The sequence below is a fragment of the Enterobacter cloacae complex sp. 394F7 genome, assembly GCF_057320385.1.
Genome location: NZ_JBXWCS010000007.1, coordinates 69,248 through 93,076, shown reverse-complemented (window position 1 = coordinate 93,076; position 23,829 = coordinate 69,248). Strand labels below are relative to the sequence as shown.

Sequence of the window (23,829 nt, the reverse complement as noted above, 5' to 3'; positions counted from 1 at the left end):
ACGCCTTACCCGGCCTACGAGACCAATGGGGCTGTGAAATTAAATTGCGTCCTGCATTAATATTCCGCTTCTTCACTGCCACCCAAATAATAGTATCTGTCGTCGGTCATTTTAGTCTGGCAAGTATAGATGTCGGTTCTGACAGAGAGCGGCGTTTGTTCTGATGATGCGTCGCTAATTTTTCCGCATTTTTTTGCTTTTTCGTTAATCCAGGCATTCTGTTCTTTTTTCATTGAGGTTTTAACAGAAGCCGGAAGTTGCTTCCAGAGATCGTTCAGACGTTGATCGCTATCAGCAAAAATATATTTGGCATTATTTAATTTACTGATGAGTTCGTCCTTCTCGAGGTCGTTTTTATTCATAATAAGAATTGTTACACCAGCCAATGATTCAGAAACATAATCCCTGTTTCCGTATTCATATGAAACAGAAATATCTTTACCGTTATCGGCCAGGGACATTGAATAGACAAATTTGTCCCACTGAACGCTGTTGTTAAGAATTTTACCATCGCCGTTAGTTATCCCTCCCAGTTGGTTCGGATGGGATCCAATGTAGCTCATGATATCTGCTGGCACGGTGAGTGAAACTTTAGCATTACAGCTAAGTATCGCTTTATTATCTTGATTGGTTTTTGTGGTGACGTTTTCTAAAACAAGCCCGATCTCATTCACTTTAGCAATGTAATCCTTAAGCGGTTTGCCATAGAATTTCGAAGGTGAAGAGATATATGTTTTCTGTAGTTTACTAACCGCATCATTTCTGATTTTCGACTGCGTAGCAGAAATCGCGTCCTCACGACCGCATTTAAAATCAGGTGTTGAATCGAACAGACCAGCGTTGGCATTTAATGCAAGAAACAAAGAACTTAAAGCAATAAGAGACGTTTTAGCACGCATATTCATATATCCTGAGAAGAAATGAGTGCAGTACGTTACTTTAAGTGGTAACACGCGGCAAGCAAGGCAGCGCTTTTTTAACTCAGAAATAAGTGAAAGAAATAATTTTCAGAATTGATTTATATTCACATGAATTATCGATATAGGCGTAGGCCGGGTAAGCGCAGCGCCACCCGGCAATGACCTCAGTGGTAAGTCTTAATAATCTCCAGCACTCCGTTAATAATAAACTGCACGCCCATACATACCAGCAAGAACCCCATCAGACGGGAAATCGCCTCGATACCGCCTTTGCCGACCCAGCGCATAATTGCCCCGGAACTGCGCAACGATGCCCACACAATAATGCCGATCAGTGCAAATATCAGCGGTGGCGCTACGGTCACGACCCAGTCCGGAAACGTAGTGCCGTCACGTACCGTTGAGGCAGAACTGATGATCATCGCAATGGTCCCTGGCCCTGCCGTGCTCGGCATGGCTAGCGGTACAAAGGCGATATTCGCACTCGGTTCGGTCTCCAGCTCTTCGGATTTGCTCTTCGCTTCAGGCGATTCATGCGCTTTTTGTGCCGGAAACAGCATGCGGAAACCGATAAAGGCCACAATCAGCCCCCCGGCGATACGCAGACCCGGGATGGAAATCCCGAAGGTATTCATCACCAGCTGACCGGCGTAGTAAGCCACCATCATGATGGCGAACACATACACTGAGGCCATCATCGACTGATGATTGCGCTCCGCGCTGTTCATATTCCCTGCCAGCCCGAGGAAAAGCGCTACCGTCGTTAACGGGTTGGCCAACGGCAGCAATACCACCAGCCCAAGACCAATTGCTTTTATCAAATCCAACATAGTGCGTCGTTGTCCTTATCCTTTTTCAACTCCAGAATTATAGGGTGAAACGACGCGTTTCAGCCATCAGCACATCGTAAGGATTATTGTCGCTTCAGATGGCGCATTAGCTCTGAGGGTGAGCGTTGCTGTTGGATCAAATTGCGCATCGCCTGCATATAAGGGGCTGAATAACGGAAAAAGTCCTGATAACCGCTGCATAGCACGCTTTTCCCCTCCTCGCGATGCCGTGGGCAGTCACCGTGACAAAAAGCACGCACCGAACAACGATGACATTCTTCTGCCAGGGTGGTTAACTTTTGTCTGCCAAAAGCGACAGCATCCTTATGGCTATTAAGCGCAGATAGCGGCTTACGATGAATATTGCCCAACAGATGGGCAGGTTCAACAAAGTGATCGCACTGGTAAACATCGCCATTCGCTTCCAGAGCAAAAGCATGTCCACACGTTTGTGAAAGTGCACACAGCTGGGATGGATACCCTCTCCAGACCCCCAGTGTTGAATCAAAAAGTTGTACAAAAACCTGGCCAATATCTTCCTGAACCCAGATATCAAAAACCCGCTTCAAAAAATGCCCCCATTCAGGGCCGGAAATGGCCTGCGGGTTCTCTTTATCAACCAGTGGAATAAACTGGAGAAACGGCGTCCCCAGACTGCGCAAGGATCTGTACACCCGCTCCGGGTGTCGACAGTTACATCGATTAACCACGGTCAGAATATTGAATGAAACACGGTGGCAACGCAGCCTTTTGATTGCCGCCATCACCTTATGATACGTCCCTCTACCCTGACGATTTACCCGCAACGCATTATGTAAATCCTCAGGTCCATCCAGCGAGATTCCCACCAGCCAGTGATGCTGCTGAAAGAAACGACACCAGTTATCGGTAAGCAACATCCCATTGGTTTGAAAGGCATTTGTAATACGTTTGCCTTCACCATAACGTCGCTGTAATTCCACCACCAAGCGAAAGAAATCCAGACCACACAGGGTTGGCTCCCCTCCCTGCCAGGCAAAATGAACATCAGGCCCGGTCTGCGCACTGATGTACTGTTTAATAAAGCATTCTAACGTCGCTTCACTCATTACTGGACGCGGTGGTTTAGCAATATAAAAGCAATACTGACAATCAAGATTACAACGTGAGCTGGCTGGTTTGGTCATAACCTGACATCCCAACATTTAACGACTCCCTGTAAAATGTCATGCATTTTAAAAGGCTTACCCCATGCACAGGCATGGGTAAGCCTGCGACACTCAGATAAGCGAGCATAATTCTTCGTGGCTAAATATCCTGCCACGATAGCCTAAACCTGTATCAATGTTATAAATCGTAACGCCGGTATTGTTATCCGTATCAAAAACAAAAAATGACTGCTCAGCACCAAAATAAACGTTGTAGTAATCATTACCGGTATCGAAAACAGAAGATGTTAATTCGCTGCGTTGCCCCTCAAATGAGAATTGGTCTAATCTTTGAACGCTAAATTCGTTTAGATCAACTGCAAAAACAGTGGGCAGAGAATCGAGTGCCGCAGAGGTGTAGGTAACGGGCTCTGATTCAATGATTCTGACCAGTTCATTGCCTTGCGCATCAGCACATGAGTTATTGTTGAACATGGAAATTACGAACTTATTATCTCCTCGAAAAGCCTCATATTTCTTATTAGCTGTCAAAAACACAGCGTGTTCTCCATTTGTGTATTTAAACTGTTCTTCATTAATGACCTTGAGGTTAATTTCGCTGTCGAGGACCGGAAAGGCGGGGTTATCGATAATCCATTCGGGATCGCCCGACTCAATATTAAGTCCCAGTATCGTACAACTTGAACGAGAATTAACAATCAACTGATTAGTTTCAGGAACATACTCAAGGCTATTAAAATGAACATCGTTGGTGTCTGTGTTATCGAGTACCGTCGCTCCGGCAAACTCCTTAGAATAATCTCGTTGCCAGAGTAATGTTCCACTGGCAAGGTCATATTTAAATATTATAGACTCTAGCTTATGCTCATCATCCCAGTTATCCAGAATTGACCCAAGGATAAAGAGATTACCCTTGTTATCCGTCGTGATATCATGATGGAAGCCATAACCTTCAGGGGCAACAAGCGTCTGACTTATTTTTCCCGCAAGATTAATGCGATACAGATTAGGCGCAAATGCATGCTTATCAGGATCATATGTTTCACTAGCGCGCGCAGACCAGAGCGAACCATCAATGATTTTTAAATTTCCATACATCCAGGGAAACAATCCTGTAATACGCAAATCGCCATTAATATCATAGCCATTCCAGGAACTTGTAACAAACCACCCCGAACCAAGAGTATTTTTCGCCATTACCTCATCAAAAATATTTACCGTCAGTTTCAGCGGAACATTACCATAATCCATTTCGCTTGTATCAATCGTTAACGAGATCGTTTCGCTCTCTCCCGTTTCGGTAGTGACCGTTAATTTTACACTGTTAATATAGTCTGCATATAAACCGACAATGATAATTTCAGGTGAAACGTGATATTCTTCATTGCTGTAGCTAAAATCTGCATTAGCCGTTTTTCCAAAAACAGTATAGTTATAGCGAACAGCAGTTGAAATATCGGTCCTCAGTAATGCACTCAGCATATTTTGCCCATAAGGGTTTACTATTATCTCATATTCCATGATTGTTAACTCCTTATCACATCAAATAATAAAAAATGAATATGTACCCTATACCGCTACATTAGGAGATGTTGTGAGCAAACACGCAAAAAAGAACACATTTAAATGCGCAATAACCAAGCCATTAAACATACAACAACCATATATTTCAGCCGCTTTTATGATCGTTATCAATTGATTTTTGATATGTAAAAACCACTATAAATTCACGCGTACAATAAAATTTAAACAACAAATCTCATGCGCTGATTAATAATCACAAAAAATATACTCATTATTTTTGCAAATTAAATCACATAAAATCAAAAACGATCTTCAAATGAGTTTTTATGATTACTACAGTGATTATGTTTTCATCGGATGAGTGTCGCGGGTTTCAAAAGTGGCTGCTCTGCAAAATAATATTTTTTACGTGTATCGCTTTGCCCAGATTGAGCAGACGATATCATGGAGGCTAACCCGACTATGTTTTCAGACGTGATTAACGTAATACAATCTTTTCTTACTGAACCTGCTATTTTGATCGGGCTCCTTGTGGGTCTCGGCTATATTTTAGATAAAAAGCCGCCGATCAAAATTATTACCGGCATGATCAGTGCCATGGTGGGGTTGATGATGGTGCTTTTTGGCGGATTTCAGTTTTCCGCAACGTTTAAACCCGTCGCAGAAGCCGTTAGTCAATCGTATGGCATTCATGGCTATTTAATGGATTCCTATGCCATGAAAGCGGCAACCCAAATTGCCCTTGGGGATAATTTTGGCTTTGTGGGGTATGTTTTCGTACTGGCTTTTTTTACAAACCTTCTTCTCGTTTTATTTGGCCGTTACACCCGTGTTAAGGGGATATTCTTAACCGGAAATACCGGGGTTTCACACTCTCAGGCTGTACTCTGGCTTATCGTATTTTGGCTCGGTCTGGGCTGGGTACCCTCCATCATTATCGCTGGTGTGTTGACGGGTTTGTTCTGGGCTTTTGCGACGACCCTGATTGTGAAACCGGTGGCAAAAATAACTAACAATGCCGGTTTTACCATTGCCCACAACCAGATGCTTGGTATTTGGTTTTTCTCGTTATTTGCGCATAAGTTTGGCGATCCAGAAAAACATGACGCCGAGAATCTCAAACTTCCGGGCTGGTTGGCTATTTTTAACCATAACGTGACTGCAATTGCGATTGTCATGACCCTTTTTGTTGGCGGTTTCCTGCTGTCAACGGGTATTGAGAACGTACAGATCATGGCGAAAGGTAAACCCTGGTATATTTATATTATCAACCTTGGCCTTCAGTTCTCTATGTATATGGTGATCCTGCTGCAAGGCGTGAGAATGATGGTCGGTGAGATCAATGCCTCCTTTAAAGGTTGGCAGGATCGTTTTATACCGAATGCAATCCCCGCCGTGGATGTTGCTGCATTGCTTCCTTTCTCTCCGAATGCTGCAACATTGGGTTTTATATTTTGTACCTTTGGCACAATTTTCGCGATGGGCGTTTTGCTGTTCACGCAGAGTCCCATCATGGTACTACCGGGTTTTGTTCCGCTATTTTTCTCAGGCGGCCCTATTGGTGTATTAGCAAACCGCATGGGGGGATACCGCTCCGTAATAATCAGCACCTTCCTGCTTGGCATAATTCAGACATTTGGCACCGTATGGGCTATTCCGCTGACGGGTTTAGCAGCGGAAGGCGTTGGCTGGACAGGTATTTTCGACTGGGCAACCTTATGGCCAGCTATCTGTGAAATTCTGAAATATATCGCACTCACATTCAACCTTGGCCCCTATGCGGCCTAACCCCCTCCTGAAAGGACGTGTATATGAAAAGTAAAATCAACATTCTGTTCGTGTGTGGCTATGGCGTTGGCAGTAGTGTCATGTTGCAAATCGTCGTTAAAAAAGCTCTGGCTAACTGTCATTTTGAATACGAAATGAAACATACAGCGGCGGGTGAGGTCGGCGGCTATGCAGAATGGGCAGATATTTATGCTATTTCCAAAAAACTGGTGGATGTTGTAAGTCTGGATCCATCAGAAGGCCAATATCTTATTCCGATTGAAAATATTATGGATGGTGAAACCATAGGTAAACAAATTACCGAAGTCATTGAAAAGCACTTTCCCCATCTCATCAAGGTCAGTTAAAGGATCAACATGAAAGCGATCATTTTGCTTTTCGATAGTCTTAACAAACATTACCTTCCCCCGTATGGCGACCCGGTAACACAGGCACCTAATTTTCAGCGTCTGGCTGAGCACTGCGCAATGTTCAACAACAGCTACGTTGGCAGTATGCCCTGTATGCCTGCTCGCCGTGAGTTGCATACCGGACGTTATAATTTTCTGCACCGGGAGTGGGGACCGCTGGAGCCCTTTGACGATTCTCTGCCTGAACTGCTTAAAGAAGCGGGAATTTATACACACTTAATCAGCGATCATCTTCATTACTGGGAAGACGGTGGCGGTAACTATCACAATCGTTACAGCTCATGGGAGATTATTCGCGGTCAGGAAGGCGATCACTGGAAAGGCTGCGTCGGCGACCCTGCCATACCTGACGTTTTGCGCGTTCCTCAGAAACAGACCGGCGGTGGTGTTTCAGGCCTGTGGCGTCACGACTGGGCTAATCGGGAGTATATTCAGCAGGAAGCAGATTTCCCGCAAACACGGGTCTTTGATGCGGGCTGCGATTTCATCGAGAAAAACCAACATCAGGATAACTGGTTACTTCAAATCGAAACCTTCGATCCTCACGAACCGTTTCATAGCCCCGATGAGTACCTGGCACTTTATCAGGATGAATGGACTGGTCCGCATTACGACTGGCCCCGGGGTAAAGTTGAGGAGAGTCCAGAAGCCGTTCAGCATATCAGATGCCAGTACCGTGCCCTGCTTTCTATGTGCGACCGCAACCTGGGGCGCCTGCTTGATATGATGGATAAATGCGATCTCTGGCATGACACATTGTTGATTGTGGGTACCGATCACGGTTTCCTGCTGGGAGAACACGGCTGGTGGGCGAAGAATCAGATGCCGTACTATAACGAAGTGGCAAACAATCCTCTGTTTATCTGGGATCCACGCATCCGGCAACAGGCCGTTGAACGCGATGCGCTGGTACAGATGATCGACTGGGCACCCACTGTGCTGGATTATTTCAATCTCCCCATCCCTGAAGATATGCAGGGTTTACCTCTTGCAGAGACAGTCGATACTGATAAACCAGTACGAGAAGCCGCGTTGTTTGGCGTCTTTAGCGGTCATGTGAACGTAACTGATGGCCGCTATGTGTATATGCGAGCGGCCGTGCCTGGCCTTGAAGATCGAATTGCCAACTACACCCTGATGCCAGCTAAGATGAACACCCGTTACAATATAGAAGAACTCAAGCACCTTTCTCTTGCCGCCCCCTTCAGCTTCACGAAGGGATTGCAAACGCTGCGGATCCCGGCAAAAGAAAAATACAAAGGTGTTAACCAAAGCGGAAATTTGTTGTTCGATCTCCAGACCGACCCGCAGCAAGAATCACCTCTGGACGATCCCACGACGGAAGCGCGAATGATAGCCTTGCTCATTCGTCTGCTTATTGAAAACGACGCGCCTGCTGAGCAGTTTGAGCGGCTTGGTCTACCCTATCCTGCAGATGTATAACCTCCCTCGTTGACTGGCATCCAGGGGTGTCAGTCAACTCCTCCGCAACATGAATGAAACGTTTTAGCAATTCGTGGCATCCGCAGATCCATTCAGTTGACTTATACTTGCCTGAGCAATAATATCTGCCGTGACTAAACTACTTGCCAGGGCAACCATTGTGAAAAGCACCAGTGATATCTTCAACGACGTTGTTCCGCTGGGTCGTCTTATTCATCTGGTTAATCAGAAAAAAGACCGCCTGCTGAATGACTATCTGTCGCCGCTGGATATCACCGCAACGCAGTTTAAAGTGCTGTGCTCCATTCGCTGCCAGGTGTGTATCACCCCGGTTGAGTTAAAAAAGGTGCTCTCTGTCGATCTGGGCGCGCTGACCCGCATGCTGGATCGTCTCGTCTGTAAAGGATGGATAGAACGAAGCCCTAACCCGAATGACAAGCGCGGCGTCCTGGTGACACTCACCAGCGACGGTGCGGATATGTGTGAACAATGTCATCAATTAGTAGGACAAACACTGCATCAGGAACTAACAAAAAACTTAACGGCAGAGGAAGTGGCAACGCTTGAGCTTTTGCTTAAGAAAATACTGCCGTAAACAGAAAAAGAGGTATGACGATGTCCAGACGCAATACTGACGCTATCACCATTCATAGCATTTTGGACTGGATCGAAGATAACCTGGAATCGCCGCTCTCCCTTGAAAAAGTGTCTGAGCGTTCAGGTTACTCCAAATGGCACCTGCAACGGATGTTTAAAAAAGAGACCGGTCATTCATTAGGTCAATATATTCGCAGCCGCAAGCTGACGGAAATTGCCCAAAAACTGAAAGAAAGCAATGAACCGATCCTTTATCTGGCGGAGCGATACGGGTTTGAATCGCAACAGACCCTGACGCGTACGTTTAAGAACTACTTCGACGTGCCGCCTCATAAGTATCGTATCACCAGCGTGCCGGGTGAATCCCGATACCTTTATCCGCTAAAACATTGTAGTTAATCATCGCCTGTAAAGACGTAACCGAGGAAATCATGAACGTTACCGCCTCCGCCGCCCTCGCCTTGCTGGTGCTCTTTTCCAGCCAGACCTTCGCGGAGCAACCCCCTCGTGCAACGCAGCAAAATAATCATGACACGATGATTTTGCCGTCAGCACATAGCCAGTCCCCTTATGATTTCAACCACATGGGGTCTGGTAGCGACAAATCCGACGAATTAGGCGTGCCTTATTATAATCAGCACGGCTTCTGATTCGTTTTGCCCCGCCGATGCGGGGCTTTTTTCTGCCCTAATTCCGCACTCGCGCCGCCCGACGCACGCGTAAGCCAAACACGTTGATATACAGCCCGGCCATGATCAGCACCGCGCCGAGCAGCTGTAATGCACTCAGCTTTTCGTCCAGCAAAATTGCAGCGCTCGCCAGCCCGACAACCGGCACCAGCAGCGATAACGGCGCCACGCGCCAGGTTTCGTAGCGCCCCAGCAGAGAACCCCAGATCCCGTACCCGATAATGGTGGCGACAAACGCCAGGTAGACCAGTGACAGAATAGTGGTGAGATCGATTTCAACCAGACTCGTCAGCATCACCGCCGGGCCATCAAAAATCAGCGAGGCCATCATAAACGGCACAATCGGGATCAGCGCGCTCCAGACCACCAGCGACATGACCTGCGGGCGTGTTTCATGCTGCATGATCAGCTTGTTGAAAATATTGCCGCAGGCCCAGCTCAGCCCCGCTGCCAGCGTCAGCATAAAGCCCAGTAACGCCACATGCTGACCGTTCAGGCTGGCCTCAATCAGCACCAGCACGCCAAACACGGCCAGAGTGATCCCCGCCAGCTGTTTGCCCTGTAAACGCTCGCCAAAAACAAACGCACCAAGAATGATGGTGAAGAACGCCTGCGCCTGCAGCACCAGCGAGGCCAGCCCGGCCGGCATCCCGAATTTGATGGCACAAAACAGAAACGCAAACTGGCCAAAGCTGATGGTCAGGCCATAACCCAGCAGCAAGGTAAACGGAATTTTCGGGCGGGCAACAAAGAACAGTGCCGGGAAGGCGACCAGCATAAAGCGCAAACCGGCCAACATCAGCGGGGGCATGTTATGCAACCCCACTTTGATGACCACAAAATTAAGTCCCCATACGATGACCACCAGCAGTGCCAGCAATCCGTCTTTACGCGTCATACCCTGCCCCTGATTTATTAATAATTTGTTAACACTTCAAGGTAACAGAAAAAAGTGCGCCGCGAGAAGATCATTAATTCTGGCAGGCAGTTGAAGCACTTACGGATAAATTGGGCGCTATACAAGCCTCTTATGTCGTGATACTCCTTTTAGGACACACTATAAAAAGCATAAGCATTTGTCGGGCAGGAATATGAAACCATCTCTCAGGCGCTCAACCGCAGCGCTGCTGGCATCGTCATTGTTATTAACCATCGGTCGTGGCGCCACGCTGCCGTTTATGACTATTTATCTCACGCGCGTGTTTAACATGAGCGTCGAGAATATTGGTTATGCCCTGACCATCGCCTTGACCATCGGCGTGGTATTCAGCCTGGGGTTTGGCATTCTGGCCGATAAGTTCGATAAAAAGCGCTACATGCTGATCGCGATTGTGGCGTTTATCGCCGGTTTTGTGGCGATCCCGCTGGTCAATAACGTCACCCTGGTGGTGCTGTTCTTTTCGTTAATCAACTGTGCCTATTCTGTGTTCTCGACGGTGCTGAAAGCCTGGTTCTCCGAGGTGCTGACCTCCAGTGAAAAAGCCCGCGTTTTTTCGCTGAACTACAGTTTTTTGAACATCGGCTGGACGATCGGGCCGCCTCTTGGCACGTTTCTGGTGATGTACAGCCTGCAGCTGCCGTTCTGGCTGGCCGCGTTCTGTGCCGCTCTGCCGCTGGGGTTTATCCACTTCTTTGTGCAAAAAAGCATTGCGTTAGATATCGTGGAGCAGAAGACAACGTGGCAGCCGTCGGTTTTGCTGAAAGACCGCGCGCTGTTCTGGTATACGCTCTCTGGCCTGCTCGCGTCATACGTCGGCGGGTCGTTCGCGAGCTGTATTTCGCAGTATGTCCTGGCCGCGCATGCAGACAGTGATTTCGCCGAAAAGGTGGTCGCCGTGGTTCTGCCCGTCAATGCCGCCGTGGTGGTGACGCTGCAGTACGCACTCGGACGCAAAATCTCTGCCAGCAATATTCGCCCGTTGATGACGGCCGCCACCCTGTTTTTTATCGTGGGGCTGGGTGGCTTTATGATCTCCGGAGAAAACCTGATTTATTGGGGCATCGCCGCCGCCATCTTTACGCTGGGTGAGATTATTTATGCACCGGGTGAATATATGCTGATCGACAACATCGCCCCGCCGGGTATGAAAGCAAGCTACTTCTCCGCTCAGGCGCTGGGCTGGCTCGGCGCGGCGGCCAACCCGATGATCACCGGCATCATCCTGACCCATTTGCCGCACTGGTCGCTGTTTATGATTATGATGGCGGCTATCGTCATTGCCTGGCTGATGATCCTGCGTGGAATGAGCGTGAAGCGTGAAGATTGCGTGTCGGGTAGCGCTGCGCTTACCCGACCTACAAAACCCTGATCGCAGGCCGGGTAAGGCGTAGCCGCCACCCGGCAACAGCAACAGCCTAGTGGTGCAGCATCTCCTCCACCACCTGCTCTTTGTACATCTCGTTTGGATAATAGGTCGGCCAGTTATCCATCTCTTTCAGCAGTGCCTCGTGGGAAGTATTGCCCATAAAGATGTGGAAGTGGGATGAGGCTTTTGGCGCAATGGTGTGGTCGCTGAACTGAACAAACTTCGGTGCCTTGCTGCCCGCGTCCTTACACTCAAACAGATAGCGAACACCTTTTTTGCCTGACGCGTAGGTCAGAATTTTGTAGCCGCTGTAATCATACTGACAGCGGCTGACCTCTTTACCTTTATGGAATTCCATGACGTTATTTTCGATGCCGATAGCCTCCACATCGGTGGCGTACCCCGTGCGGTAATAGGCTTTGATCTCGTCGAACGTTTTATTGTCCTTCTGCGCCTTCTTTCTGAAGACCGGATCCAGCGAGCCATCCAGCAGGAAGGGATAAACGGACTGCCAGGTGCCGTCCCAGTCGGACAGTTTCCGGTCCTTAACGTCTTTATCCGCAAACACGCCGTTTGCCGCCTTTTGCTCCGCTTCGGTCATCTGGTGACCGTGTGAGTGGGCAAACAGCTGGCCGCTGACCAGCAGCGCCCCCAGAGTCATCGCAAATTTTCCAATATGTGCAGCCACAACAGTATCCTCACTCCGTTTTTATAAGAATGAGGATGTTATATTATAACATTTCAGATCGCAACCTGTCCGCGAACGCCCTCCTGCTCCATTTTTTCTCCCCGTCCTCGCTGGATAATGGTGCCGCGAGACATGAGCAGATAGCTGTCTGCCAGCGCTGCCGCAAAGTCATAAAACTGCTCCACAAGCAGGATCGCCATGTCCCCCCGGTCTGCAAGCTGGCGGATCACGTGGCCAATCTCTTTGATTACCGAGGGCTGAATGCCTTCGGTAGGTTCATCGAGGATCAGCAGCTGCGGACGGCTCGCCAGGGCGCGGCCTATCGCCAGCTGCTGCTGTTGTCCGCCAGAGAGATCGCCTCCGCGTCGATGCTTCATCTCTTTTAATACCGGGAAAAGCTGCCAGATTTCCTCCGGGACATGTTTTGCTTCGCGGGCTGAGAAGCGCGAGAGCCCCATGAGCAGATTCTCTTCCACGGTTAAGCGCGGGAAAATCTCACGTCCCTGCGGTACATACGCCACGCCAGACTGCACCCGCTGGTGCGGCTTGTTGTGGGTGATCTTTTTCCCCTGCCAGATAACCTCACCCGTTTTCGCCGGGATCAGCCCCATCAGACACTTCAGCAGCGTGGTTTTACCCACGCCATTGCGCCCCAGCAGGCAGGTCACTTCGCCGGTGATGGCCTCAAAGCTCACGCCGCGCAGAATATGACTTCCACCGTAGTATTGATTCAGTTCGTTAACCTGTAACATCAAGGCTCCTTAGCGTCCCAGATAGACTTCAATTACCTGCTCGTTGGCCTGCACCTCGCGAAGCGAGCCTTCTGCCAGCACCTGTCCCTGATGCAGTACGGTCACGCGATCGGCAATGGTTTCAACAAACCCCATGTCATGCTCAACCACCATCAACGAGTGCTTGCCTGCCAGGGTCCGGAAAAGCTCGGCGGTGTACTCGGTCTCCGCGTCCGTCATCCCGGCGGCGGGTTCGTCCAGCAACAGCAGATGCGGATCCTGGACCAGCAGCATTCCGATCTCGAGGAACTGTTTTTGTCCGTGCGAAAGCAGTCCGGCGCGGCGGTCGCGTTCACCGGCGAGCCGCAGCAGGACCAGCATCTCATCAATGCGATCGCGCTGTTCGCCGTTGAGTTTGGCCCGCAGGCTTGCCCAGACGGACTTGTCGGTTTTCATGGCAATCTCAAGGTTTTCCCATACCGTCAAAGCCTCAAATACCGTCGGTTTCTGAAACTTGCGGCCAATCCCCTGGCGCGCAATGGCGGCGGGCTCAAGCTGGGTCAGATCTACCGACTGGTCATAAACGGCTTTACCGCTTTTTGGCCGCGTTTTGCCGGTGATCACGTCCATCAGCGTGGTTTTTCCCGCGCCGTTTGGCCCAATCACGCAGCGCAACTCCCCCACGCCGATGTTCAGCGTGAGATCCGTCAGCGCCTGAAACCCATCGAAGTTGACGTTGATCTTATCCAGCTGCAGCACCGGGTCCGTCTGCTCGCGATAGCGATCCCCGGGCAGCTGGCGAGTGAATAATCCTTCTGCTGGCTGCATTATTTCTCTCCCTTACGAAACAGGCCGTAGACGCCGCGCGGTAAAAACAGCGTAACCGCAATAAAAATCAGCCCGAGAAACAGCTGCCAGTATTCCGGCATTGCGACGGTGAAGAAACTCTTCGCGCCGTTCACCAGCGCCGCACCAATGACCGGGCCAACCAGCGTGCCGCGGCCGCCCAGCGCTACCCAGATGGCGGCCTCAATGGAGTTGGTCGGCGACATTTCACCGGGGTTAATAATCCCGACCTGCGGCACATAGAGCGCTCCCGCCAGGCCACACAGCATGGCGGAAAGCGTCCATACCAGCAGCTTAAATCCCTTCGGATCGTAGCCGCAAAACGTCAGGCGGTTTTCAGCGTCGCGCACGGCGGTGAGAATACGGCCAAACTTGCTTCTGGCGAGGGCAATGCCGATGCCAAGCGTGAGGAGCAGCAACATGACGGTCGCCAGAAACAGCGCGATACGTGTCGTGGTCGCGGTGATGGAGAACCCCAGCAACGTGGTAAAACCGGTAAAACCGTTATTGCCACCAAACCCGGTTTCGTTGCGAAAGAACAGCAACATTCCCGCGTACGTCAGGGCCTGCGTCATGATCGAGAAATAAACCCCTTTGATTTTTGAGCGAAAGGCAAACCAGCCAAACACCAGCGCCAGCAGCCCCGGCACCATCACAATCAGTACCAGCGCCCAGGCAAAGTGCTGGGTTCCCCACCAGAACCACGGCAGTTCGCTCCAGGAGAGAAACGACATAAATGCGGGCAGCCCATCGCCCGCGGCCTCGCGCATCAGGTACATCCCCATGGCGTATCCGCCCAGGGCGAAGAAGATCCCGTGGCCCAGCGAGAGCATACCGGCATATCCCCATACCAGATCGAGCGCCACCGCAACGATGGCGTAGCACAGGATTTTGCCGAGCAGCGTCAGCATCCAGGTCGACAGCGCCAGCGGATGGGTGGCGGGCAACATCGCAAAGAACGGCAATATCAGCAAACACGCCACCAGCAGGCTGCCTGCAATCTGCGTTGTGCGTGGCGCTTTTCGCGCCAGTTTTAAGGTAAGTGGCTGGCTCATCAGTCAGTGACCCTCCCTTTCAGCGCAAACAATCCCTGCGGACGCTTCTGAATAAACAGAATGATGGCCATCAGAATGACGATTTTGCCCAGCACTGCCCCCATCTGCGGCTCAAGAATTTTGTTGAAGATCCCAAGGCCAAACGCCGCCGCCACGCTCCCTGCCAGCTGTCCGACACCGCCAAGAACCACCACCAGGAAGGAGTCGATAATGTAACCCTGGCCCAGTTCCGGCCCGACGTTACCCAACTGGGAGAGCGCCACGCCGCCTAAACCGGCAATGCCGGAGCCCAGACCAAACGCCAGCATATCGACACGTCCGGTCGGCACCCCGCAACAGGCCGCCATGCTGCGGTTTTGCGTTACCGCACGCACATTCAGGCCGAGACGGGTTTTATTCAGGACCAGCCAGGTGAAGAACAGCACCATCAGCACAAAGCCCAATACCACAATGCGGTTCCACGGTAGCGTCAGGTTGGCAAACACCTGCACCCCGCCGGACAGCCAGGCCGGGTTTGCCACCTCCAGGTTCTGCGCGCCAAACGTCATGCGTACCAGCTGGATCAGCATCAGGCTGATACCCCAGGTGGCGAGTAATGTCTCCAGCGGACGACCGTAGAGATGGCGGATCACGGTGCGTTCCAGGATCATCCCGATGCCGGCGGTCAGGCAGAATGCGATGGGCAGCGCGACAACCGGATACAGCGCCAGCCACTGAGGCGTGACGCTGGCCATGATCTGCTGAACCATCCACGTGGCGTACGCCCCAAGCATCAGCATCTCGCCGTGCGCCATGTTGATGACACCCAGCAGCCCATAGGTGATCGCCAGCCCCAGCGCCGCCAGCAGCAGGACCGAGCCCAGCGACAGCCCCATAAACGCCTGCCCGAGGAGATCGCCCCACATCAGACGGTGCTGGATTTGGCTCAGGCTCTCCCCGGCGGCGGCACGTACGCGGGCATCCGGTTCGGTTTGCGTCTGGGTATATGGCATGAGTCGGGATGGCACGTCCGGGTCGTCAGATTGCCCGAGCAGTTCAATAGCCTGAAGACGCACGTCAGCCTGTGGGCTGGCGAGCTGGAGATTAGCCAGCGCCAGCAGCAGCGACTGGCGCGCCACATCGTCCGTTTCACTGCTTACCCGCGTTTGCAGGAGGCCGATCATTTCCGGCTGCGCATCCCGCTGTAACTGGCGCGCGGCGGCACGCCGCTGCGTGACGTTGTCACTGATAAGCTGATGCGTAGCGTTGGCCGTGGCGGCCAGCACCCGCAGACGGTTGGTCAGGCGTACGGCTTTGGTTTGCCCTTCTGCAGCAGGGGAATCTCCCAGCGCCACCATCTCGCCATTGCGTCGCGCAAAGGCATGTTTCTGGCTGTCGGCAAACAGATTTTCGTTTTGCAGCGCCTGCAGTAACGGCAGTCTTGCGGCATCCGGCGCGAGAGCCCAGCGGGTCAGCATATCCGCCTGCTGGCTGCGGCTGGCGGCAACAAATTGATCGGCATCCGATGCCTGCGCCATCCCTGGCAGCAGTCCGGTAAGCCATACAATAGCGATCATCATGCGCATGGCGTTCATGACTTTTCTCCCTGCAGTAATGGCTTAGTTGCTGGCGGTCTTCATCGGCTGATCGGGCTTTTTATCATTCCCGGCGATGAACGGGCTCCACGGCTGGGCGCGTACCGGCTCTTCCGTCTGCCAGACCACGTTAAACTGACCGTTACCTTCGATTTCACCGATCATGACCGGCTTATGCAGGTGATGGTTGGTGGCATCCATGGTGAGCGTAAAGCCGGAGGGTGCCTTAAAGGACTGTCCGGCCATGGCCGCGCGCACTTTATCCACGTCGGTGGTGCCTGCTTTCTCTACCGCCTGCGCCCACATGTGGATCCCAACATAGGTGGCTTCCATCGGGTCGTTGGTGACTACGGTATCGGCGTTAGGCAGCTTATGGGCTTTGGCATAGGCTTTATAGTCCGCCACGAAGGCCTGGTTGGTCGGGTTATCAACGGACTCGAAGTAGTTCCACGCGGCCAGGTTGCCGACCAGCGGTTTGGTGTCAATCCCGCGCAGCTCCTCTTCGCCAACGGAAAACGCCACTACCGGGACATCGGTTGCTTTCAGCCCCTGGTTAGCCAGTTCTTTGTAGAACGGGACGTTAGAATCGCCGTTGATGGTGGAGACCACCGCGGTTTTACCGCCTGCGGAGAATTTCTTGATGTTGGCGACGATGGTCTGGTAGTCACTGTGTCCGAACGGGGTGTAGACCTCTTCGATATCTTTGTCTTCCACGCCTTTGGAGTGCAGGAAGGCGCGCAGGATCTTGTTGGTGGTTCGCGGGTAGACGTAATCCGTGCCCAACAGGAAGAAGCGTTTAGCGCTACCGCCGTCTTCGCTCATCAGGTACTCCACCGCCGGAATGGCCTGCTGGTTTGGCGCCGCACCGGTATAGAAGACGTTCGGCGACATCTCTTCGCCTTCGTATTGCACCGGATAGAACAGCAGACCGTTCAGTTCCTCAAACACCGGCAGTACGGATTTACGTGACACCGAGGTCCAGCAGCCAAACACCACGGCCACTTTATCCTGGCTCAGCAGCTGACGCGCTTTTTCAGCAAACAGCGGCCAGTTAGAGGCCGGGTCAACCACCACTGGCTCCAGTTTTTTACCCAGCACCCCGCCTTTGGCGTTGATCTCGTCAATCGTCATCAGGGCGACATCTTTCAGCGGCGTTTCTGAGATCGCCATCGTGCCGGAGAGCGAATGCATAATCCCCACTTTGATGGTCTCGGCCGCCTGTGCGCCAAAACTCATCCCCATAGCAACGACTGACGCAGACAACGCGAAGGCTTTTAATAATGTACGACGGTGCATATTTTCACTCCTGAAAAAGAACGCTGTGCGAAGACGTCCGTTACGGCATGGACGCGGAAAAATGTCTCAGCGAAACAGGAGCAAAAAGGATGCCAGGATGAATAACGTGCTATTGCAGGATGTGTAACGCGGGATGTAAAGAGAACGACTCAGAATGGTACAGCGCTGCACTTTTATAATGCAGCGCTGTGACGACGGAATTACCAGACTTCGCTGGCGATCTGCGTGACCAGACGCACTTTGTCCCACTGCTGGGCTTCACTCAGGGTGTTGCCCTCTTCAGTGGAGGCAAAACCGCACTGCGGGCTGAGGCAGATCTGCTCTTTCGCCACGTATCTGGCCGCCTCCTCCAGGCGCGCTTTCACCCCTTCAGGGTTTTCCAGCTCGCCATTTTTGGTGGTGATCAGGCCAAGCACCACCTGCTGCTTGCCCGGGCGGACAAAGCGCAGCGGTGCGAAATCACCGCTACGGTCATTGTCGTACTCCAGGAAGAAGGCATCGACGTTCACCGTGCCGAACAGCACCTGGGCCACCGGCTCATAGCCGCCTTCGGAAATCCAGGTGGAGCGGAAGTTACCGCGACAGACATGCAGACCGATGGTCAAATCGTCTGGTTTTCCTTCCAGCGCCTTGTTCAGCACGCGGGCATAGGTACGCGCCAGCTCATCGGCATCTTCCCCGCGCTCGCGGATCTGACGACGCTGGTCATCCGAACAGAGGTAGGCCCAGACGGTATCATCCAGCTGCAGATAGCGACAGCCTGCATCATAAAAGGCCCGGATGGCGTCGCGCCAGGTGGTGGCCAGATCGTCAAAATAGTCATTCAGATCCGGATAGACCGTCGCATCGATGTCTTTGCGACCGCCACGGAAGTGCAGCACGCTCGGGCTGGGAATGGTCATTTTCGGCTGCGCGTTGCCGCTGATGCTTTTCAGGTAGCGGAAGTCTTCCAGCATCGGATGATCGCCAAAGCCCAGCTTGCCGGTGACGCGCACGCCGTGCGCTTTGGTCTGCACGCCGTTGAACTGAATGCCCTGCTGTGAATCGTAACGCTCAACCCCCTGCAGACCATCGAAGAAATCGAAGTGCCACCAGGCGCGACGGAACTCACCGTCGGTGACCACGTGCAGGCCGCAGGCGCACTGCTGTTCGACCACCTGGCGGATCGCGTCATCTTCCACCGCGCGAAGCTGCCCGGCATCAATCTCACCGCGGGCAAACTGCTGGCGAGCCAGTTTGATGGCATCCGGGCGTAAAAAACTGCCGACTACATCGGCGCGGTATGGGGCGTGCTGTCGCTGCATGGAAATCTCCTCTGTCTGCCGGCGATAATTGCCAGCAGTGATAATTCATCTCTTGAAGTTTTAGACTTCTGGATGTCTAAATGTCCAAAAAAGATGACATACCTGCTGTATCCCGGCAAACGAGAAAATTTCACGACAGTTGAAATTTATTCATGTTCACAACGCGGCAGCGGTTTCGCTACTGGCAAACGCGTACTGTTCGTCCTCCCAGCCGGTGATGCCGCCAATCATGATTTTCACCGGCAGTCCGAGACGCGCCAGCTTCAGCGCGGCTCTGTCCGCGCCGTTACAGTGCGGCCCGGCGCAGTACACCACGAACAGCGTATCGGCCGGCCACTGCGCCATGCGCGCCTCGGTGATCTGGCTCCAGGGCATATGTATCGCGCCGGGCACATGACGACGGGCAAACTGCTCAGGTTTCCCGACAACATGCAGCAACACAAAGTCCTGCTCGTTATTCGTCAGCGCATGGTGCACATCGGCACAGTCTGTTTCGACGCTCAGGCGACGCAGAAAATGGGTAACGGCTTCCTGCGGCTCGGCAGCCGGAAATTCAGTAACATAACTCATGATCCTTCCTCATCTTTGGCGTTTGTGTTAACACTACTCTATCCAGAAATTGATCACGTGAATGCGTCCGCTTATGCCAGAAAACAGCAAAAAGATGACAAACTTAAGACAGGTTTCCCGCCCGCAGGTGGTGGTACTGGCCTATGACGGTTTGTGTACCTTTGAATTTGGCGTGGCGGTGGAAATCTTTGGTTTGCCACGTCCCGAGCTGGGCGACGAATGGTATCGTTTTGCGGTGGCGGGCATTGATGACGGTGAGCTTCGGGCAACCGGTGGGATCCGCATCCTGACCGACGGGGGGCTTGATCTGCTGGAATCGGCAGACCTGATCGTTGTGCCGGGCTGGCGAGGGATGGATGCGCCTGTTCCCGCGGCGCTCTGTGAGGCCTTACGCCGGGCCAATGCGCGCGGTTGCCAGCTGCTTTCTATCTGTTCCGGGGTGTTTGTTCTGGCCGCGTCGGGTCTGCTGAACGGGCGTAAAGCCACCACCCACTGGCGCTATATTGAGGCGCTGAAAGCCCGTTATCCGGCGATCGGCGTGGTCGAGGATGTGTTGTATCAGGATGAAGGCGATATTCTGACCTCTGCAGGAAGCGCGGCAGGCATCGATCTCTGTTTGCACGTGGTGCGACGGGATTACGGTATGGAAACCGCCAACAGCGTCGCGCGCCGTCTGGTCATTCCTCCCCACCGGGATGGCTCCCAGCCGCAGCAGTTGAGTCGCCCGGTGGCACAGCTGCGGGAGAGCCAGCGTCTGGGACAGTTGTTCGACTTCCTGCACAATCACCTGAGCATTTCTCACAGCGTGGATTCGCTGGCGCGTCGCGTCGGCATGAGCCAGCGCACCTTTCTGCGCCGCTTTCAGGCTGCCACAGGCACCACGCCTGCGCGCTGGCTGCTTAATGAACGACTCCTGCGGGCAAAAGATTATCTTGAGAGCAGCCGTCTCAGCATCGACAGCATTGCTGAACAAACCGGATTTGGTCAGGCAGCGACCCTGCGACACCATTTCCGCCAGCAGTTCGCGCTTTCCCCTGCCCAGTACCGTAAACAGTTTGCCCGCCCGCCACGCTGATGGCCGGTTCGCAGGCAAAAAAAACCGCCATAATCTGGCGGTAAATGCTTGCATGGATAGATTTGTATTTTCATGTCTACGTCCCGACACTCCATGCCGGGCAGCGGATCAATAACAACCTAACATGCCTGAACTCAACAAAAGCTAAACAGAGCCATTAACCCGCTTTGGTATTAATTTGCAGGTAGCGCATCAGGCCCTGTTCCGCGCTCTGTTTTGCATCATCGTTAATCGCTTCCAGATAGAATGGACGCGAGACGCCATACGGTGCTTTATCTGCTGAGAAAACAGCAAACTGGAATGTTTTACTTTTCGACGGATTGGTACACCCTAATTCCCAACGCTCGTCATCAATTTGCTTGCTATTACACGCCACGCGTCCGTAGTCGCTGGTTAAATAAGAACCGACCCGAGCTTCCGCTGACTGAATATAATCCGGTTCGCCACTCCAGTTAACGTTCATACCTACAACAGCCCCAACGGCAACCACCAGAAGCGCTATTGACATGACTTTTTTCATTGAATCAGATCCATTCCTTTGTCAGAGAAATCTTATTATATAAGATTAATCCTTAAACCTCTGCCATATTTTGATACCAAATTTTAGGGTATGACAAAGATAATTCTTTTTTAGGAAAAATCTCACTACGCGCAAAATATATCCTGTTCGCGCAACATGACATATTCTTTGCGCTAATTTGAAAATGCCAATAATAACCCTACGAAACTACGTTCATGCTAGCGTGGCATTTTTAGTGAAGGGGAAGTCCATGTTCAAAAAGGGGTTAACGCTTATGATGCTGGTCTGCGCCCTGTTTTCCGGCCAGCTGATGGCAGGACACAAAGGCCATGAATATTTGTGGGTTAAGAATGTTGATCATCAACTTCGGCACGAGGCAGACAGTGATGAATTACGCAGCGCAGCGGAGGAATCAGCAGAGGGTTTGCGCGAACATCACCTGTGGCAAAAATCGCGCAAACCGGGTACTCACTTTCGTTAATTAATTACCCTTACGTTTCGGCAGGGTTTTCATCAGTTCGTCGGGGCTCACGGAGGCAACAATACTGCCCGGTGGCGGCATTTTGAAAATATGGTTTTTCATTTTGCCAATAACGTGCATTTCACACGGACGACAATCAAATTTGAGGGTCAGCACCTCGTCGCCATTCACCAGCTGCATTGGCGTAGCTTTCCAGCTCTTAATATTGCCTTTCGCCTGTTTCGGGCAAAGATTAAAGGCAAAACGCAGACAATGTTTGGTGATCATCACCGGAACATCACCCTTCTCTTCGTGCGCCTCATAGGCAGCATCAATTAACTGCACGCCGTGGCGATGATAAAACTCGCGCGCTTTATGGTTATACACGTTCGCCAGGAACGATAAATGCGACTCGGGGTAAACGGGCGCTGGCACGGTTTCCGCCTTACGGCTGCCGCGCGGATAATTCGCCAGTCGCGCGTCATCCAGCATCTCTGCCGTTTCCCGGCGGAACTGGTTCAGCAGGCTATTTGGTACGAACAGCGCATCCGGCAGATTTACCGCAATGTTGCGCGCATAGTAAATGGTCTGTCCCAGCTTCGCCACGCCATCCTTCAGGCTGTTGAGGGCTTTTTCTGCATTGTTCGCCACCTCAAACAGACCGTCGAGGGTATGCGTGACGCTGATGCCGTCTTCACAGGTCATGGTCAGGATCAGCTGCTCTTCCCAGCCACCTAACTCGATATCCACCGCAATGCGACGCTCGCTGGAGGTTTTCAGCAGCGCCTGCTGCCAGTTGTGGTCAAGGTTACGGTTCAGCGCAGCGTTAGGACGTGCTTTATAGAGATCGGCAGGCATCTCGTTTGGCCAGACGCGATAGCGGTTTTCACCGGTCTTTTCCACCGTATTAGCACGGAAGCCCACGACTTCACGTTTGATCATCACGTTCAGACCATCCCCGTTCGCCAGCGGTTCGGTCACCGACACGTCGAGATAATCTTTGGCGACCTTCAGCACCTCACCCACCGGTAAACCGATAAACTTCGGTGAATCAAACGCGCCAATATCGCCTTTACGGGCATTGACGAAGTAGTCCGTGCTGCCGCGGTGGAAGGTTTTATCCGTCGACGGAATAAAGAAATGCTCGGTGCGACCGGCAGACGCGCGCGCCAGGTCACCGCGATCTTCAATAATGGCGTCCAGCATCTGACGATAATGGGCGGTAATGTTCTTCACGTAGCTCATGTCTTTGTAGCGCCCTTCAATCTTGAAGGAACGCACACCGGCATCAATCAGCGCGCCCAGGTTGGCGGTTTGATCGTTGTCCTTCATGGACAGCAGGTGTTTTTCGAAGGCGACCACGCGGCCCTGATCGTCTTTCAGGGTATACGGCAGACGGCAGGCCTGAGAGCAGTCTCCGCGGTTGGCGCTGCGGCCAGTCTGCGCGTGGGAGATATTGCACTGCCCGGAATACGCCACGCACAGCGCACCGTGGATAAAGAACTCAATGGTGGCATCCGTCGCCTGGTGAATATCGCGGATTTGATTCAGGTTCAGCTCGCGGGCCAGCACGATCTGGGAAAAGCCCGCATCGGAGAGAAACTTCGCCTTCTCCACGGTGCGAATATCGCACTGGGTACTGGCGTGCAGTTCAATTGGCGGAATATCCAGTTCCAGTACGCCCATGTCCTGAACAATCAGGGCATCCACGCCGGTCTGGTAGAGATCGGTAATCAGACGTTGCGCAGGCTCCAGTTCATCATCATGCAGAATGGTGTTCAGGGTCACGAACACTTTCGCCCCAAAACGGTGGGCGAACGGCACCAGCTCGGCAATATCGCTCAGGCTGTTGCTGGCGTTATGGCGGGCACCGAAGCCAGGACCGCCAATGTAGACGGCATCAGCCCCATGAAGGATCGCTTCACGGGCGATGGCGGCATCGCGGGCCGGGCTTAAAAGTTCAAGATGATGGGATTGCAGGCGCATACTTCGTCGTTATCCGTTATGGTCAAAATGGCGGCTATTGTAGTCAGAAGTATGCATCAGCGAAACAGT

24 protein-coding genes are annotated in these 23,829 nt (G+C 52.1%); 9 read left to right on the top strand and 15 right to left on the bottom strand.

The window, feature by feature from the left end:
* Window positions 1-56: 56 nt before the first annotated feature.
* From AC2FAK_RS12120 to AC2FAK_RS12105, 4 genes are all read right to left on the bottom strand, one after another.
* A complete protein-coding gene (locus tag AC2FAK_RS12120) occupies window positions 57-899 on the bottom strand; it encodes a lysozyme inhibitor LprI family protein (RefSeq protein ID WP_040020866.1) in 843 nt (280 codons plus the stop codon).
* 185 nt (window positions 900-1,084) lie between these two features.
* On the bottom strand, window positions 1,085-1,750 hold the full coding sequence (locus AC2FAK_RS12115; protein ID WP_013096626.1) for a MarC family NAAT transporter: 666 nt from the start codon (window positions 1,748-1,750) through the stop codon (window positions 1,085-1,087).
* An 83-nt stretch (window positions 1,751-1,833) separates the two neighbouring features.
* Window positions 1,834-2,916, bottom strand: a complete 1,083-nt coding sequence (locus tag AC2FAK_RS12110) for an anaerobic sulfatase maturase (protein WP_095455196.1) — start codon at window positions 2,914-2,916, stop codon at window positions 1,834-1,836.
* A 93-nt stretch (window positions 2,917-3,009) separates the two neighbouring features.
* Window positions 3,010-4,419 carry an aryl-sulfate sulfotransferase gene (locus tag AC2FAK_RS12105; protein WP_095455195.1) on the bottom strand — a complete coding sequence of 470 codons (1,410 nt, stop codon included), beginning with the start codon at window positions 4,417-4,419 and terminating at the stop codon, window positions 3,010-3,012.
* Window positions 4,420-4,866: 447 nt separating this feature from the next.
* Here AC2FAK_RS12105 and AC2FAK_RS12100 point away from each other — a divergent pair, with 447 nt between their 5' ends.
* The 6 genes from AC2FAK_RS12100 to marB all read left to right on the top strand — a co-directional run bounded on the left by AC2FAK_RS12100 (window position 4,867) and on the right by marB (window position 9,310).
* The gene (locus AC2FAK_RS12100) at window positions 4,867-6,210 is read left to right on the top strand and encodes a PTS sugar transporter subunit IIC (RefSeq protein WP_038980661.1); all 1,344 of its coding nucleotides are present in this window, start codon (window positions 4,867-4,869) and stop codon (window positions 6,208-6,210) included.
* A gap of 23 nt (window positions 6,211-6,233) precedes the next feature.
* The gene (locus AC2FAK_RS12095; RefSeq protein WP_095455194.1) at window positions 6,234-6,557 is read left to right on the top strand and encodes a PTS sugar transporter subunit IIB; all 324 of its coding nucleotides are present in this window, start codon (window positions 6,234-6,236) and stop codon (window positions 6,555-6,557) included.
* A gap of 9 nt (window positions 6,558-6,566) precedes the next feature.
* Complete coding sequence (locus AC2FAK_RS12090) at window positions 6,567-8,063, top strand: sulfatase (RefSeq protein ID WP_095455193.1); 1,497 nt, start codon at window positions 6,567-6,569, stop codon at window positions 8,061-8,063.
* 160 nt (window positions 8,064-8,223) lie between these two features.
* The gene (gene marR, locus AC2FAK_RS12085; RefSeq protein ID WP_013096627.1) at window positions 8,224-8,658 is read left to right on the top strand and encodes a multiple antibiotic resistance transcriptional regulator MarR; all 435 of its coding nucleotides are present in this window, start codon (window positions 8,224-8,226) and stop codon (window positions 8,656-8,658) included.
* Window positions 8,659-8,678: 20 nt separating this feature from the next.
* Window positions 8,679-9,059 carry an MDR efflux pump AcrAB transcriptional activator MarA gene (marA, locus tag AC2FAK_RS12080; protein WP_008502237.1) on the top strand — a complete coding sequence of 127 codons (381 nt, stop codon included), beginning with the start codon at window positions 8,679-8,681 and terminating at the stop codon, window positions 9,057-9,059.
* Between the two features lie 32 nt (window positions 9,060-9,091).
* Window positions 9,092-9,310 carry a multiple antibiotic resistance protein MarB gene (gene marB, locus AC2FAK_RS12075; RefSeq protein WP_013096628.1) on the top strand — a complete coding sequence of 73 codons (219 nt, stop codon included), beginning with the start codon at window positions 9,092-9,094 and terminating at the stop codon, window positions 9,308-9,310.
* Window positions 9,311-9,347: 37 nt separating this feature from the next.
* Here the strand turns inward: marB and eamA are convergent, their stop codons facing one another.
* The gene (gene eamA / locus AC2FAK_RS12070; protein WP_095455192.1) at window positions 9,348-10,247 is read right to left on the bottom strand and encodes an O-acetylserine/cysteine exporter; all 900 of its coding nucleotides are present in this window, start codon (window positions 10,245-10,247) and stop codon (window positions 9,348-9,350) included.
* Window positions 10,248-10,440: 193 nt separating this feature from the next.
* On the opposite strand from eamA, the gene ydeE reads away from it, so the two are divergent.
* Window positions 10,441-11,658, top strand: coding sequence for an efflux MFS transporter YdeE (ydeE, locus tag AC2FAK_RS12065; RefSeq protein ID WP_095455191.1), 1,218 nt, complete (start codon window positions 10,441-10,443; stop codon window positions 11,656-11,658).
* Between the two features lie 46 nt (window positions 11,659-11,704).
* On the opposite strand, the gene zinT is transcribed toward ydeE, so the two are convergent.
* The 8 genes from zinT to AC2FAK_RS12025 all read right to left on the bottom strand — a co-directional run bounded on the left by zinT (window position 11,705) and on the right by AC2FAK_RS12025 (window position 19,719).
* Entirely contained in the window at window positions 11,705-12,343 is a 639-nt protein-coding gene (gene zinT / locus AC2FAK_RS12060) for a metal-binding protein ZinT (RefSeq protein ID WP_013096631.1), read from the bottom strand.
* 53 nt (window positions 12,344-12,396) lie between these two features.
* On the bottom strand, window positions 12,397-13,095 hold the full coding sequence (urtE, locus tag AC2FAK_RS12055) for an urea ABC transporter ATP-binding subunit UrtE (RefSeq protein ID WP_094084605.1): 699 nt from the start codon (window positions 13,093-13,095) through the stop codon (window positions 12,397-12,399).
* A gap of 9 nt (window positions 13,096-13,104) precedes the next feature.
* Window positions 13,105-13,902: an urea ABC transporter ATP-binding protein UrtD gene (gene urtD / locus AC2FAK_RS12050; RefSeq protein ID WP_013096633.1), complete on the bottom strand. Its 798-nt coding sequence runs from the start codon at window positions 13,900-13,902 to the stop codon at window positions 13,105-13,107.
* Window positions 13,902-14,975 carry an urea ABC transporter permease subunit UrtC gene (gene urtC, locus AC2FAK_RS12045; RefSeq protein ID WP_058678513.1) on the bottom strand — a complete coding sequence of 358 codons (1,074 nt, stop codon included), beginning with the start codon at window positions 14,973-14,975 and terminating at the stop codon, window positions 13,902-13,904. The genes urtD and urtC overlap by 1 nt, the downstream gene beginning before the upstream one ends.
* Window positions 14,975-16,549, bottom strand: a complete 1,575-nt coding sequence (gene urtB / locus AC2FAK_RS12040) for an urea ABC transporter permease subunit UrtB (RefSeq protein ID WP_095455190.1) — start codon at window positions 16,547-16,549, stop codon at window positions 14,975-14,977. The genes urtC and urtB overlap by 1 nt, the downstream gene beginning before the upstream one ends.
* A gap of 24 nt (window positions 16,550-16,573) precedes the next feature.
* Window positions 16,574-17,845 (bottom strand): urea ABC transporter substrate-binding protein, encoded by a 1,272-nt coding sequence (gene urtA / locus AC2FAK_RS12035; RefSeq protein ID WP_095455189.1) that lies wholly within the window; start codon window positions 17,843-17,845, stop codon window positions 16,574-16,576.
* A gap of 200 nt (window positions 17,846-18,045) precedes the next feature.
* Window positions 18,046-19,149 carry a cobalamin-independent methionine synthase II family protein gene (locus AC2FAK_RS12030; RefSeq protein WP_020688608.1) on the bottom strand — a complete coding sequence of 368 codons (1,104 nt, stop codon included), beginning with the start codon at window positions 19,147-19,149 and terminating at the stop codon, window positions 18,046-18,048.
* A 156-nt stretch (window positions 19,150-19,305) separates the two neighbouring features.
* A complete protein-coding gene (locus AC2FAK_RS12025; protein WP_013096638.1) occupies window positions 19,306-19,719 on the bottom strand; it encodes a rhodanese-like domain-containing protein in 414 nt (137 codons plus the stop codon).
* 73 nt (window positions 19,720-19,792) lie between these two features.
* Here AC2FAK_RS12025 and ftrA point away from each other — a divergent pair, with 73 nt between their 5' ends.
* Entirely contained in the window at window positions 19,793-20,794 is a 1,002-nt protein-coding gene (gene ftrA, locus AC2FAK_RS12020; protein ID WP_047024898.1) for a transcriptional regulator FtrA, read from the top strand.
* Window positions 20,795-20,951: 157 nt separating this feature from the next.
* Here ftrA and AC2FAK_RS12015 read toward each other — a convergent pair whose 3' ends face one another.
* Window positions 20,952-21,314 carry a hypothetical protein gene (locus AC2FAK_RS12015; protein WP_023619540.1) on the bottom strand — a complete coding sequence of 121 codons (363 nt, stop codon included), beginning with the start codon at window positions 21,312-21,314 and terminating at the stop codon, window positions 20,952-20,954.
* A 250-nt stretch (window positions 21,315-21,564) separates the two neighbouring features.
* Here AC2FAK_RS12015 and AC2FAK_RS12010 point away from each other — a divergent pair, with 250 nt between their 5' ends.
* Window positions 21,565-21,795 carry a DUF2554 family protein gene (locus AC2FAK_RS12010; protein ID WP_013096641.1) on the top strand — a complete coding sequence of 77 codons (231 nt, stop codon included), beginning with the start codon at window positions 21,565-21,567 and terminating at the stop codon, window positions 21,793-21,795.
* Here AC2FAK_RS12010 and AC2FAK_RS12005 read toward each other — a convergent pair whose 3' ends face one another.
* Window positions 21,796-23,760, bottom strand: a complete 1,965-nt coding sequence (locus AC2FAK_RS12005; protein ID WP_038419401.1) for a peptidase U32 family protein — start codon at window positions 23,758-23,760, stop codon at window positions 21,796-21,798. It abuts the gene before it with no gap.
* Window positions 23,761-23,829 lie beyond the last annotated feature (69 nt).